12 protein-coding genes are annotated in these 12063 nt (G+C 57.1%); 5 read left to right on the top strand and 7 right to left on the bottom strand.

Annotated features, from left to right (window positions below):
* Positions 1–4: 4 nt before the first annotated feature.
* The 5 genes from B7444_RS09735 to B7444_RS09715 all read right to left on the bottom strand — a co-directional run bounded on the left by B7444_RS09735 (position 5) and on the right by B7444_RS09715 (position 4458).
* Complete coding sequence (locus B7444_RS09735) at positions 5–1588, bottom strand: tetratricopeptide repeat protein (RefSeq protein WP_007282248.1); 1584 nt, start codon at positions 1586–1588, stop codon at positions 5–7.
* A gap of 11 nt (positions 1589–1599) precedes the next feature.
* Positions 1600–1980, bottom strand: a complete 381-nt coding sequence (locus tag B7444_RS09730) for a response regulator (protein WP_007282247.1) — start codon at positions 1978–1980, stop codon at positions 1600–1602.
* 3 nt (positions 1981–1983) lie between these two features.
* Entirely contained in the window at positions 1984–2784 is an 801-nt protein-coding gene (locus B7444_RS09725; protein WP_007282246.1) for an SDR family NAD(P)-dependent oxidoreductase, read from the bottom strand.
* 156 nt (positions 2785–2940) lie between these two features.
* Complete coding sequence (locus B7444_RS09720) at positions 2941–3528, bottom strand: CarD family transcriptional regulator (RefSeq protein WP_007282244.1); 588 nt, start codon at positions 3526–3528, stop codon at positions 2941–2943.
* Positions 3529–3582: 54 nt separating this feature from the next.
* Positions 3583–4458 carry a bestrophin family protein gene (locus tag B7444_RS09715; protein WP_007282243.1) on the bottom strand — a complete coding sequence of 292 codons (876 nt, stop codon included), beginning with the start codon at positions 4456–4458 and terminating at the stop codon, positions 3583–3585.
* 236 nt (positions 4459–4694) lie between these two features.
* On the opposite strand from B7444_RS09715, the gene B7444_RS09710 reads away from it, so the two are divergent.
* From B7444_RS09710 to B7444_RS09700, 3 genes are read left to right on the top strand one after another with little or no spacing between them, the layout of a single operon-like run.
* The gene (locus B7444_RS09710; protein ID WP_035730091.1) at positions 4695–5810 is read left to right on the top strand and encodes an S-(hydroxymethyl)glutathione dehydrogenase/class III alcohol dehydrogenase; all 1116 of its coding nucleotides are present in this window, start codon (positions 4695–4697) and stop codon (positions 5808–5810) included.
* Between the two features lie 2 nt (positions 5811–5812).
* The gene (gene fghA / locus B7444_RS09705; RefSeq protein ID WP_007282241.1) at positions 5813–6673 is read left to right on the top strand and encodes an S-formylglutathione hydrolase; all 861 of its coding nucleotides are present in this window, start codon (positions 5813–5815) and stop codon (positions 6671–6673) included.
* Complete coding sequence (locus tag B7444_RS09700) at positions 6670–7449, top strand: ribonuclease T2 family protein (protein WP_007282240.1); 780 nt, start codon at positions 6670–6672, stop codon at positions 7447–7449. The genes fghA and B7444_RS09700 overlap by 4 nt, the downstream gene beginning before the upstream one ends.
* Here B7444_RS09700 and hisI read toward each other — a convergent pair.
* Both hisI and ygfZ read right to left on the bottom strand, forming a co-directional pair.
* Complete coding sequence (gene hisI / locus B7444_RS09695; RefSeq protein WP_007282239.1) at positions 7437–7847, bottom strand: phosphoribosyl-AMP cyclohydrolase; 411 nt, start codon at positions 7845–7847, stop codon at positions 7437–7439. The genes B7444_RS09700 and hisI overlap by 13 nt on opposite strands.
* A complete protein-coding gene (gene ygfZ / locus B7444_RS09690; RefSeq protein ID WP_231502920.1) occupies positions 7844–8686 on the bottom strand; it encodes a CAF17-like 4Fe-4S cluster assembly/insertion protein YgfZ in 843 nt (280 codons plus the stop codon). The genes hisI and ygfZ overlap by 4 nt, the downstream gene beginning before the upstream one ends.
* A gap of 246 nt (positions 8687–8932) precedes the next feature.
* Between ygfZ and B7444_RS09685 the strand changes: the two genes are divergently transcribed.
* Positions 8933–11251: a cache domain-containing protein gene (locus tag B7444_RS09685; protein WP_007282237.1), complete on the top strand. Its 2319-nt coding sequence runs from the start codon at positions 8933–8935 to the stop codon at positions 11249–11251.
* The gene (locus B7444_RS09680) at positions 11248–12063 is read left to right on the top strand and encodes an MlaE family ABC transporter permease (protein WP_007282236.1); all 816 of its coding nucleotides are present in this window, start codon (positions 11248–11250) and stop codon (positions 12061–12063) included. Before B7444_RS09685 ends, B7444_RS09680 begins: the two co-directional genes overlap by 4 nt.

Below are 12063 nucleotides of genomic sequence, written 5' to 3'. Positions count from 1 at the left end.
CTGATTAAGAAACGCGAACCGCTTCTTCAAGCAGTGATTTGACCCGGGTCACGACGTCCGACCAGTCCCGGAAACGGGTCTGGCGGACGATTTTCATTTTCGGATACCACGGGCTGTCGTCCCGGCCGTGAAGCCAGCGCCAGCAGTTGTTAAACCTGTCCATCATGATGACAGGTTTTCCAAGTCCTCCGGCCAGATGCACCATGGACGTATCTACGGACACGACCAGATCGAGACATGAGACGAGGGCAGCCGTGTCGTCCATATCAAGGCACTGCGGCATGAAATCCACCAGCGGACCTGGAAAATCGAGCCTTTGCAGGGCTGGTTCATCCTTCTGGAGGGAATAGAAGCTGATACCCTCCAGGTCGGCCAGCGGAGCCAGTGCCGAGAGGGGCATGGAGCGTTGGCGGTCCACCATCTGTGCACCTGTATTTTCCGGCCGCGCACCACCTGCCCAGACCAGACCAACACGCAAATTACGGTCGGTACGAAGGATTTTCTTCCACTGGCTGACTTTGACGGGGTCTGCGTGCAGATAGGGAACAGGTGCTCCCATGGCATTGGGCGTGGCCGAGAACGCGCGGGGAAGGCTTATGAACGGGCAGTGATAATCGTATTCCGGTGTCTCGCCGCCATGCTGAACGATGGTGACGCCTTCAACGCGGCGGCATAGCCCCGCAAGCGTGGAAGTGCCCCAGATATGAACAATGGCTCCTGTTCGCGCCAGAGCCGGGATATACCGGAGATACATTAGCGTATCGCCGAGACCTTCCTCCTGCGTCACGAGGATGCGCCTTCCCTCAAGGTTCAGGGAGGGCGTGATATTGGGCAGGAGGCGGTTCTGCGGGAGGTTCGTGTGCCCGGGGATTCCGAAGCGCCATTCATGTTCGGCCCAGCCCTGAGCCATACGGCCGCTCTTGAGCATTGCAATGGAATGATTGAGCCTGAGGGCAGCTTCGTTCGGGGCGAGGGGAATGGTTTCCCGATAGATGTTCGCCGCTTCTTCAAGGCGCCCGATGTTGTTCAGGATAGCAGCCATGTTGCAGCCCGGCCCCCATTCATCAGGAGCGCGTTGACGAAGATTGTCCAGAATGGCCAGTGCTTCATCGAAGCGTCCCTGTTCGGTCAGGTTCATGGCCAGAAGATTGAGAGTGCCCTTGTCATTCGGTCGGCGTTTCAGGCTTTCCCGCAGACAGATCTCCGATTCATCGAAGCGACCCAGGTGCATGAGAATATTCCCCTGTGCATCCAGAAGGCGCGGATCATGCGGTGCAATTTTACGGCTTTCCGCAAGCAGGAAGAGTAGGTCACCTCTACGACGAAGGGCCACCGCTTCGTCGATAAGGGCGGCAACCGCATGGCCCCCGAAGGGTCGGGTGGCTTTTTCAAGCTCTGCTGCTGCATCCCTATACCGGGCAAGGCGGAAGAACGCGCGGCCTCTGGTCAGATGAACGGCATCGCTCTCCGGAAGAGGGAGGAGCATATCAAGAGCAGTTTCTGCGTCGCCGGCTCTCAGACTTTGATCCGCCTCCTTCAGGCGGTGATCAACAGGGGACGGTAACGCGATGTCGCTAACACTGCTCATGGATACCTGCCCTAGCCGGAAACCGGCTCTGCCATCTCCTGAATAGCTTTCAGGATGGCGGCCAGAGAATAGGGTTTGGAAAGAAAGCGATCCTGTGCCGGATCGCCAGACGTCTCATCCCGGCGCAGATCGCCATGGCCGCTGATATAGATGACCGGAATATTGGGCCAGCGCTGGCGTGCCTGATGGCTAAGGCTCATGCCATCGCCATCAGGAAGGGCCATGTCTGCCACAAGGGCATCAAGTCTCGGCTCTGAAGTAATGCAGGCGATCGCTTCAGCGCAGGTTCCGGCTTCCCTCACGATCAGTCCGCTGTCCTGCAGGAATTCCACAAGACAGGTACGGATCAGGAAATCATCTTCAATGATGAGAACAGTGAGGGAAGGTGTCATGAATTACGAGGACCAGTTCTTTTCGAAGTCACCATACAACGTCAGGCCGCCATCCACATAGAGGGTTTGACCTGTGATGTAGGTGCTGTCTTCCGCCGCAAGAAACGTGACGGCATCAGCAATTTCCCGGCCTTCGCCTGGGCGCTTCATCGGAATGTGATCAGACACGTTCTTGTACTGCACGGGATCATTGACCCAGGACATGTTGATTGGCGTCACGATGGCACCCGGTGCGACCGCGTTCACACGGATGCCACGGCTTGCGTATTCCAGAGCCAGCGTGCGGACGATGTTACCTACGGCGCCTTTGGAAGCAGAATAGCCGAGATAGTGAGGCTTCGGGATGATCTGGTGAACAGAGGAGTTCACGACGATCGCTCCCTGAATGCCGTTTTCAAGCCAGTACTTGATGGCTTCGCGACATGGCAACATCACGCCAGTGACATTGACGGCCATCACGCCTTCGAAGTCTTCCAGCTTGATGTCCTCGGACGGAGACTGGATCTGGTAACCTGCGTTGCAGACCAGAATATCCAGTCCACCCATGGCCTCGATGCTTTCGCGCATCAGGCGGCGGACGTCCGCTTCCTTGGAGATGTCACCTGTGGCGATCGGATGTTCACCGCCAGAAACCTTCGGAAGCTTATCGCGGACAGCAATCAGCTTGTCTTCCTTGCGGCCATTCAGTGCGACCTGAGCGCCTTCTTCTGCAAAGCGGAGGGCTGTGGCCTCACCAATACCCTGGGATGCACCCGTAACGAGTACTTTCTTGCCGGCGAAACGATTGCTGTAAGGGGCGGCCATAGGTCCTTACCTTTTCCTGAGCGTCAATGATTTAAAGATGGGATAGGGCATCTGGGAGCGGCCTTCCATATCGCCAACGCGGAAAAGGCCTGAAGGATGCTTTTCAAGCTGTGATGTTTTCATAATGACATGAAAACATCACAGAATTTGGAAGGCTCAGGCGGCCTTCATGGTCTTGGTCAGGCTCTCGAGAACCGTTGCGGGGTCTGTGTTCTCGAGGACGGCAACTTCCGCAACGAAGCGTTCCTGTGCGGCTTCGAAAAGCTTGCGCTCGGAGAAGCTGCCATCAAGGCTGTCCACGTTCCGACGCAGGTCACGGAGGACTTCCGCAATCTGGATCAGATCACCGGAGTTGATCTTTTCCTGATAAGCGACGGCACGACGGGCCCACATGCCTTTGCTGACATGTGGCTTGCCCTTGATGACCGTCATTGCCTTGTCCACGATGTCCCGGGTGACAATCTTGCGCAGGCCAGCCTTGCGGGCCTTGGCCAGCGGGATGCGCAGAGTCATCTGGTTTCCAGGGAACGAGATCTGGATCATCTCGATCATGGTATCGGCCACTTCGACCATACCGATCTTTTCCACCCGTCCTACGCCATGAGCTGCGTAAACGATGGAATCACCCTCGCTGAACGGATCTGAATCGTGCTCGGGATCGGTCTGACGGGCGGTGTACTTGGCTGCGGCACGAGCCATTTCATCGGTCATGCCGCCCTTCGGGGGGGTCTTGAAGGTGTTCATAACTTGGGATGATACCAGAAAAACGCCCTCCTGTCCTGCATTATCCGACTTCAATCATGCCTGGACCCCGTGCTTGGGCTGGATCGGTGCCGGAGCAGGTTCTCCGATCGGTTGCAGAAGATCGCGCTCGATGGTCCGGGCCATGGTGTGCATCGGTAGGGCATGCACACTGGCAATGAACGGTTCCTGAAGGTCGCGGCCACTGCGATCCAGCATCTGGAACAGCAGTCCAATCACGCTGGAGCCGAGCGGCGTGATCCAGCCCAGCGTCTGAACTGCCGACAGGGGCAGGATGATGCAGAACAGATGCGTTGCCAGCTCGGGAATGACGGAATACTGGACCGGAAGTGGCGTATTGCGGATACGCTCAAGACCGCCCTGTGCGTTGGCAATATCCGAAAGGATACGATCTACCGTGCCATGAACGGCACCATCAATGTTCTTGAGTTCCACTTCCTGCTGTACGCCGAGACCGATTTCGTAAAGCAGTGCATTGGCGGTGTTGGAGCACGCGAAGACCTTGGCGCGAACATCCGTCGGAAGCAGTCTTTCGACTTCCTCACCGGTAGAATCCCCACGCAGCGCAGCACGCAGCACGTGAGGGTAAGCGGCCATGTACCGTGCAAGATCAGGGCGTCCGCCCAGCAATGATGCGGCTTCACGCCCGAAAGAGCGACAGTTGTTGGTGATAGATCCCCAGAGAGTCCGTCCTTCCCACCAACGTGCATAGGCGGCGTTGTTGCGCATGCCCAGAAAGATGGCCAGCGCGGAGCCCATCAGGGAAATGGGGAGAGCGGGCTGGTCCATCCATTCCTGATGGTAAATCTGGAAAAGGATAACGACAACAAGATCCCAGAGGGCCAGCAGAAGAATAGGTGGCAGGGATTCTCTGAAGAGAATGGCCAGGCCGTGTTGGCGATTAACGATCAAGCCGAAGGCTCCTTGCCTGAGTACGGAATGTCTTCTGAAACTAACCGTGAAAAGTGTGACCGGCCAACACCAAAAGATGTCCAATGTTTTGCGCAGTTTTTCCAGTCAGACCGGGATAGAAACTTTTCCGTTCGACAGGTCTGCTTCGAAAGACCGCAGGAAACCATAACGCGCCTCTTGCATCCCGTTTCCCGAATGCGACACCTTGGCAGCACTGTATGCAGGGAGACAGTCAGATGGATGTCATTGCCGCGATCGCGTTTGAAGCAGGCAGGCCGCTTGAAATCGATACCGTTCAACTTGAGGGTCCTAAAGAAGGCGAGGTTCTGGTCGAGATCAAGGCGACCGGTCTGTGCCATACTGACAAGTACACGCTGTCCGGACAGGACCCTGAGGGCCTGTTTCCTGCCATTCTGGGACATGAGGGCGCCGGTATTGTTCGGGAAGTCGGGCCGGGTGTGAAGCACCTGAAGCCGGGAGACCATGTGATCCCGCTTTACACGCCGGAATGCCGGGAATGCCCGTCCTGCCTGTCCCGTAAGACGAATCTCTGTACTTCCATCCGCTCCACGCAGGGCAGGGGCGTAATGCCTGATGGAACGTCGCGCTTCTCCTATAAGGGCCAGCCTATCCATCACTACATGGGCTGTTCAACCTTCGCGAACTATACGGTTCTGCCAGAAATTTCACTGGCAAAAATCCGTTCGGACGCCCCGTTCGACAAGGTCTGCTATATTGGCTGCGGCGTGACGACGGGCATTGGCGCTGTCATGTTTACGGCACAGGTCGAGCCAGGTTCTACCGTGGCAGTCTTCGGACTGGGGGGCATCGGCCTGAACGTCATTCAGGGCGCAAAGATGGTAGGCGCAACGCGCATCATCGGCGTGGACGTCAATCCAGGCCGTGAAGCCATGGCGCGCCAGTTCGGCATGACGGATTTCGTGAATCCAAAAGATCTGGGGCCTAATGGCGATCTGGTCGGACATCTGATCGAAATGACGGGTGGAGGCGCAGACTACACGTTCGAATGTGTCGGCAACGTCACGCTCATGCGTCAGGCTCTGGAAAGCGCACATCGTGGTTGGGGCGTGTCCTGCGTTATCGGTGTCGCGGGAGCGGGTCAGGAAATCAGCACACGTCCGTTTCAGCTTGTGACCGGCCGCCGGTGGATCGGCTCTGCATTCGGAGGCGCGAGAGGCCGTACCGATGTCCCGAAAATCGTGGACTGGTACATGGACGGGCGGATCGACATTGATTCCCTCATCACCCACAAGCTCAAGCTTTCCGAGATCAATCACGGTTTTGATCTCATGGCGCGTGGCGAGAGTATTCGCAGCGTTGTGGAGTTCTGAGTATGTCGATTGAGACCCCCGTTATTGAAACATTAGGCCAGCATACCTGTTGTGGCGGCTCCTTACGCGTTCTGAAGCATAATTCAGACGTTCTGGGCGTTCCCGCTACCTTCTCGATTTTTCTCCCCAAAGAGGCTCTGGCGGGTCAGAAGGTTCCGGTCATTCATGTGCTCGCCGGTTTGACCGGTAATCATGAGACTTTCCTCATCAAATCCAACGCCATCCGCTTCGCAGCAGAGCATGGCATTGCCCTGGTCGCCCCGGACACGTCACCCCGTGACACGGGTACCCCGGGCGAAGATGATGCGTATGATCTTGGGTCAGGAGCAGGGTTCTATGTGGACGCTACGGCTGAACCGTGGAGCAGGCACTATCGCATGGAGAGTTATATCCATCGGAAATTGCCTGCTCTGACGGAAAAACTGTTCCCGCTGGATGGAGACCGTCGGGGCATCATGGGCCATTCCATGGGAGGCATGGGTACGCTCGTTCAGGCACTTCGTTACCCCGAGTTCTGGAAAACAGTTTCCGCTTTTGCCCCGATCTGCCATCCGAGTGTGATCCCATGGGGGCAGAAGGCCTTTGACGCCTATTTCGGGGGAGACCCGTCGAAATGGCGCGACTGCGATCCTACGCTCCTGCTCAGGAACGGCCATAAGCATCCCGCCACAATCCTCGTCGATCAGGGATTGCAGGACCAGTACCTGTCCGATCTACGGGTAGATGCTCTTGTCGAGGCCGCAAAAGAAAGTGGGCAGTCGCTCGAAATGCGACATCATGACGCTTACGACCACTCCTACTGGTTCATCCAGACCTTCATTGCCGATCATCTGAACCATCACGCCAAAGGACTGAAGGCATGAAGCGCCTTGTTGTTGCTGCCCTCCTTGTTCTCGGAGGGTGTGTTTCGTCACAGGCGCCTGTCGGACCGTCCCTGACACCTGTCACTCATACGGATTTCAGTCATGACACGCTCGCCCTGACTTGGCAGCCGGGTTTCTGCGCGACCGGCGGAGGCTGTACAGCCAGTCAGCCGCATAGCCATCTGATTGGTCTGCATGGTCTCTGGGCGTCAGAGCCGCACGCGCTTGAGGCGCAGAATGTCCCTGTCCAGCAGTGGTGGATGAAAGGCTGTGACATCTATGACCACGATGACACGCCGCCGACGCTCCAGCCTGCAACAGAAAACGCACTGGCCAGCGTCGTTCCTCATCTGAAGCATCCGCTGCATGTGCATGAATATACCAAACATGCCCGCTGTTTCGGCTACGATGCGGATCAGTTTTTCATCACGTCCATGCAGTTGCGGGACCGTTTCGCCTCATCGGCTTATGGGCAGTGGCTGGCGCAGCATAGCGGTTTTCAGGTGAAGAAAGACAACCTGCTGACCATGTTCGTGCAACTGACAGGTGTGCGGGAAGAACGGGCGCTCCAGTTTCAGTGCGAACCCGATCATGATGGGAAAGTCGTTCTGACGCAGCTCTGGTTCACGCTGGATCCGAAGAAACTCTCGACTTTTCCGGCCAATGGGTCTTATCGGTCATCTCCGCAGGTGCAGGATAACTGCCCGGCAACGTTCATGATGCCGGGCTGGCCACTCCCCGGGGCAGGGGCGACTGTTACCGATCAGCGCCCGTAAAGTTCTTCGGCGCTAATTTCGGGCTGTGCTGTATCGCGCAGCCCGTCCGGGGTTACCCCATGATAAAAGCAGCTTCGACGGCCCGTATGGCAAGCCACGCCGGTCTGATCCACGATCATGAGAACGGCGTCCATGTCACAGTCCAGTCGGGCTTCCAGAAGATGCTGCTGCTGGCCTGACGTTTCGCCCTTCCGCCACAGGGACTTGCGGCTGCGGGACCAATAGCAGACGCGGCCGGTAAGCAGCGTTTCCCGAAGAGCATCCGCATTCATCCAGGCCAGCATCAGGATGACGCCGTTCGTGTCCTGCGCGATGGCGGAAATCAGGCCATTCGCATCGAATTTCGTCTGGCTGACAATGTCATCAATGATGGCGGGTGCAGGCGGGGTATAGGTCACGAACGCATCTCCAGAGGGAACCAGTCAGGCCAGACAACGGAGACCGGTTTGCCTTCAAAAGCAAGTTCTGGAGACGACCACGCTTCACGACGTAGCATGGCCAAGGCGCGGGATCCCTGGCGAGAGCGCAGTTCTCCAACTTCCTTGTCGCCCATAAGAAGCGTGCCGCCGGTTTCAGGAAAAGCTTCATCCTGAATTTGAACGGGCAGGAGGCGCCGGCGTAATAGCCCCCGGTAATGTGTGCGGGCCGTGAGTTCCTGGCCCATATAGCAGCCTTTTTTCCACGACACACCGTGCAGAAGGTCCATGTTGGCTTCAAGGGCCAGCGTCTTTTCACTTTCAAAATCGGCTGCTTCGGGGAGGCCTTTTTCAAGTCGTCTCTTCAGCCAGTTGTCTCCATGCCCTGCATTCTCAGGAGCCTGCTGCACCACAGCCCGCCACCCTGCACCGTCACCTCGTGGATCATTCGCCACACAGACGGCATCCGCTGGAGGCGAACTGTCATGTCCGACAAGCACCTGAAAGTCCGTAGTTTCAATTTTGACGTCAGCCCTTAAGCGAAACCGGGACAGCTTTTTGGACAGCATTTCGGCATGATCTGCCGGGCAATCCATCAGAATGCTGTCTGGCGTGCTGAACAGGAAAAACTCGCTCAGCCATCGCCCCTGTGGTGTCAGAAGAGCACTCCAGAGAGCTGTGTCTGGTGTCAGAAGCTGGACATCGTTCGTGATCAGTCCTTGCAGAAAAGACACGCGACCAGCGCTCGTGAAGGCTAGAACGGAACGGTAGGGCAGCAGGTCAAGCATGAAGAAGCACCGAGGGTTCTTGAAGCGTGACACTCTCAGGAGGCCTCCCGAGCATCACATGAGAGTCAGTGAAACAGGACTGGTATGATACGGATTATGGTCTTTGTGTATAGAGGTTGGAATTGACGAAATTTTATTGCCAGAAAGTAAAAATCTTGAGGCCTCATGCGTTTGTCACCCGACAGGCGGGTTGCGATCAATCATGGAGCAGAGGATATTGGCATGTTACTGAGTGTTAGAAATAGTATCCGAATATCCGTGATCCCGGAGTAAAAGCCCTTGTCAGCCGCCGAGATTGTTGACCCGACACGTAGTCCTGCCAGTAGCCGGCAGAAGGTCCTGCAGTTTCTCGGCCCGATTATTGGCGTGCTGCTCGTCATCGCGGCGATTATCACCATCAGTCTTCATAATTACCGGACGACCCGTCAGGGCGCGATTTCCCTGTCCAGCGATCTTCTGCGAAGCCAGCAGAAATACGTGACGCAAGAGGTCCAGAATTACCTTTCTCCCGCCTCCGACAGCGCAACCATCGCGCAGGACATGTTCCGTGAGCCACTTACGGATGCCTCCCCAGACGCGTTCATGCTCTATGGACGTTCCATGCTGGCGCACATGCCGCAGGTCGACAGCTTTTATCTTGCCAGTGACCAGAAGCAGTTCTGGATGGTCACACGGCATGGTCAGGATTACGAGCAGACGCACTTTCAGATCGAGAATGGCCACGGTGTCTATCGCCACACTTATGTCGATCAGAGTGGCAAGGTCGTTGGGACGGGTTTTGATCCGGCTGACGGTTATGATGTTACGACCCGGCCATGGTTTCGCGGGGCCATAAAGCGTATCGGGCGCGGAGAGGGGGCTCTCTACTGGACTGACCCTTACGCCTATCTGGCGGCGCGGGAGTTCACCATCACGGCATCCATGGCCTTTCAGACGAATGATGGCCATCAGGCAGTCTTTGCAACTAACATTGCCCTGAACCGGCTGACCTCTTTCCTGAGCAACCTTCAGGTGGGGCGGAGCGGCAAGGCGGTCATCGTCGATATGCACGGCCAGATCATTGCCGGTCAAACAGCGACAGATGATGGAACACAACCGGCCTTCGACCCGGCCAACATGCACCTTAATCCCAAGACACAGCCTGTTTTCATCCGGGCACTCAATACGTTCAAGATAAGAGGCCCGGGCCCTGGCCTGGTTTCGGCACGGGGGAAAAATTACGTCACCATCGCGACAGCACTGCCGTTCGTGCACCGGCGCTGGGTTTTGTTGCTGAATGCTCCTGAAAACGATTTCTCGGATTTCGCCATTACGGCACGTCGGCAGAATATGTGGTTTTCGGCGCTGGTGGTTGGGCTTGCCTCTCTGCTGGCATTAGGACTGATCATTCAGGGGCGTCGTATTGAAAGGCTTCGCAGGCGCATCGAAATCGGACGTGAACAAATGCGTGCGGAAAACGCTTCTCTTTACGAGATTGCCAGCACGCCGGATCTGTTTGAGGCGTCCCACGATGTTCCGATCCTGACGGAAGCTCTGGCGGCTCGCACAAACTCCCGTCGTGCCAGTCTGTGGCGGCTGTTGCCGGACGGAGAGAGGCTGCTCTGCGAGGATGCGTTCGATCCGGTTCGGGACGTCCACAGTACAGGCATTGAAATCACGAAGCGCGAAAACTCCCTGCTGTTTGAAGCCTTGATGGAAGGGCATTCCCTGTTCATTGACGATGCAGTGCAGGATGAGCGCAGCCAGAATTTCCAGCGCCTCATCATGAGGGCTGTAGAGGCCACATCACTGGTGTTTCATCCGGTGATGCGTGGGCATCAGGCTGTTGGCGCCATCGTACTTGAGAACCCGTCCAGGGCTGATGCGATGGAGCATATCGTGGCGATTGTCTCGTCCGTCGTGGCGCTTCGCTTCTCGCAGGTGTTTGATCAGAACGATCGTCAGGCCGAGGCCCGTCCGAGTTTGACCCATCAGTTGAAAGACACGCGCTATGACGAGGGATTTCTCTTGCCGCCAGCGTCCGGTGTTCAGGATGAGTCTGTTCCCAGCGGGATCTATCCGCAGGTGCCCGTCATGGTCATTTCATTCGCAGACCCCTATGCCATGGATCGCCATAGCGCCGAGCGATCCATGAAGGTGGTGTCTTCGCTCAGTGAGGACATCCAGCGCATTTCCCGGGAAACGGGACTGTTCTCCGTACAGGTTGTCAGCAATCGTCTGGTGCTGGTGGGGGGGTGTTCGCAGGAACCGGATCCGAATGCCATGTTGCGTCTGGCCGATGCGGCGGTGTCCATCCGTGAGGCGTGTCTTTCACTTCTGGCGTCGGTTGATATCGACCCGGTCTTCCGGGTTGGCATTGACGTCGGACCGGTGATGGCAGCAATGCTGGGCCGTGACCCTGCGGTTTTCAATCTATGGGGCGAAGCAATCAATGTTGCCGAGCTTCTGGCGGCCAGCGCCCCGGATGCGGGAACGATCCAGGTTTCGGAGCAGGCTTACCTTCAGCTTCGGGAGCATTTCCTCTTCCGCGCGCGGGGAATGTTCTATCTTCCCAATAGCGGCGTGACCCGCAGCTTCATTCTGGCGGGGCGCCGATGAAAAGCCCCTCCGAACGTATTTCCCGGATTCAGAACGCACTTGCTTCTCTGGGGCGCGTCACGCGGGCCCAGATGCGCTTTACGCTGATGGTCGTCGGGGCGGCCTGGGGTGTTCTGCGGCTTGGTCTGTCTCCCACATCATGGCGGCGTACAGTGCGGATCGAGTTCTGGCACTCGCTCCAGCAGGCGACCGGCGGCGGACTGTTGAGTGTTCTGGTCACGGCGGCCCTGACCGGCTTCGGGATCGTGGCTCAGGCGGTGTACTGGCTGGGGTTCGCTGGCATGGCGCAGATGACCGGCTCCATCCTCTCAACCGTTATGGTTCGTGAAATTGCACCTGTTCTTGTGGGCGTCATCCTGCTGGGCCGATCAGGGATGCTGATGCTGACGGAACTGGGAACACTCACAACGGGTGGACAGATGCGCGTGCTGACAGGGATGGGCATTGACCCCTTTTTAGCTTTCTTGCTGCCCCGAAGCCTTGCCATGACCATCAGCGGTTTCACATTGGGCATCGTCTTCAGTCTGACTGCTTTATTAGTGGGGTATGCCGTCTGCCGGGTGGAGGACGTCATTACCATGCCGGTCTGGGCGTTTCTGGATCAGGTCGTGAGCAGTATGCGCCCGGTGGACTATTTCGCCATTCCGGCGAAATTCATCTTCAGCGGGTTTGCCGTCGGAGTCTGCTCCTGCCTCTCCGGCATGGACGCAACGACGGAAGATGACCTTGCCTCCCTTCTGCCGCGTGGGTTTGCCCGCGGTATCATGTCTATCATGACGATCAACGTCGCCCTGAGCGTCTGGTTGGACTGA

Source organism: Gluconobacter thailandicus F149-1 = NBRC 100600, assembly GCF_000964465.1.
Lineage (GTDB): Bacteria > Pseudomonadota > Alphaproteobacteria > Acetobacterales > Acetobacteraceae > Gluconobacter > Gluconobacter thailandicus.
This window is presented reverse-complemented; position numbering and strand designations above follow the sequence as displayed.

What these genes read in the sequence shown, in the direction of transcription:
- B7444_RS09700 (WP_007282240.1), top strand. Translation starts at nt 6,670, where the DNA reads ATGAAGCGCCTTGTTGTTGCTGCCCTCCTTGTTCTCGGAGGGTGTGTT.
- B7444_RS09730 (WP_007282247.1), bottom strand. Translation starts at nt 1,980, where the DNA reads ATGACACCTTCCCTCACTGTTCTCATCATTGAAGATGATTTCCTGATC.
- B7444_RS09720 (WP_007282244.1), bottom strand. Translation starts at nt 3,528, where the DNA reads ATGAACACCTTCAAGACCCCCCCGAAGGGCGGCATGACCGATGAAATG.
- B7444_RS09725 (WP_007282246.1), bottom strand. Translation starts at nt 2,784, where the DNA reads ATGGCCGCCCCTTACAGCAATCGTTTCGCCGGCAAGAAAGTACTCGTT.
- fghA (WP_007282241.1), top strand. Translation starts at nt 5,813, where the DNA reads ATGTCGATTGAGACCCCCGTTATTGAAACATTAGGCCAGCATACCTGT.
- B7444_RS09680 (WP_007282236.1), top strand. Translation starts at nt 11,248, where the DNA reads ATGAAAAGCCCCTCCGAACGTATTTCCCGGATTCAGAACGCACTTGCT.
- B7444_RS09710 (WP_035730091.1), top strand. Translation starts at nt 4,695, where the DNA reads ATGGATGTCATTGCCGCGATCGCGTTTGAAGCAGGCAGGCCGCTTGAA.
- B7444_RS09735 (WP_007282248.1), bottom strand. Translation starts at nt 1,588, where the DNA reads ATGAGCAGTGTTAGCGACATCGCGTTACCGTCCCCTGTTGATCACCGC.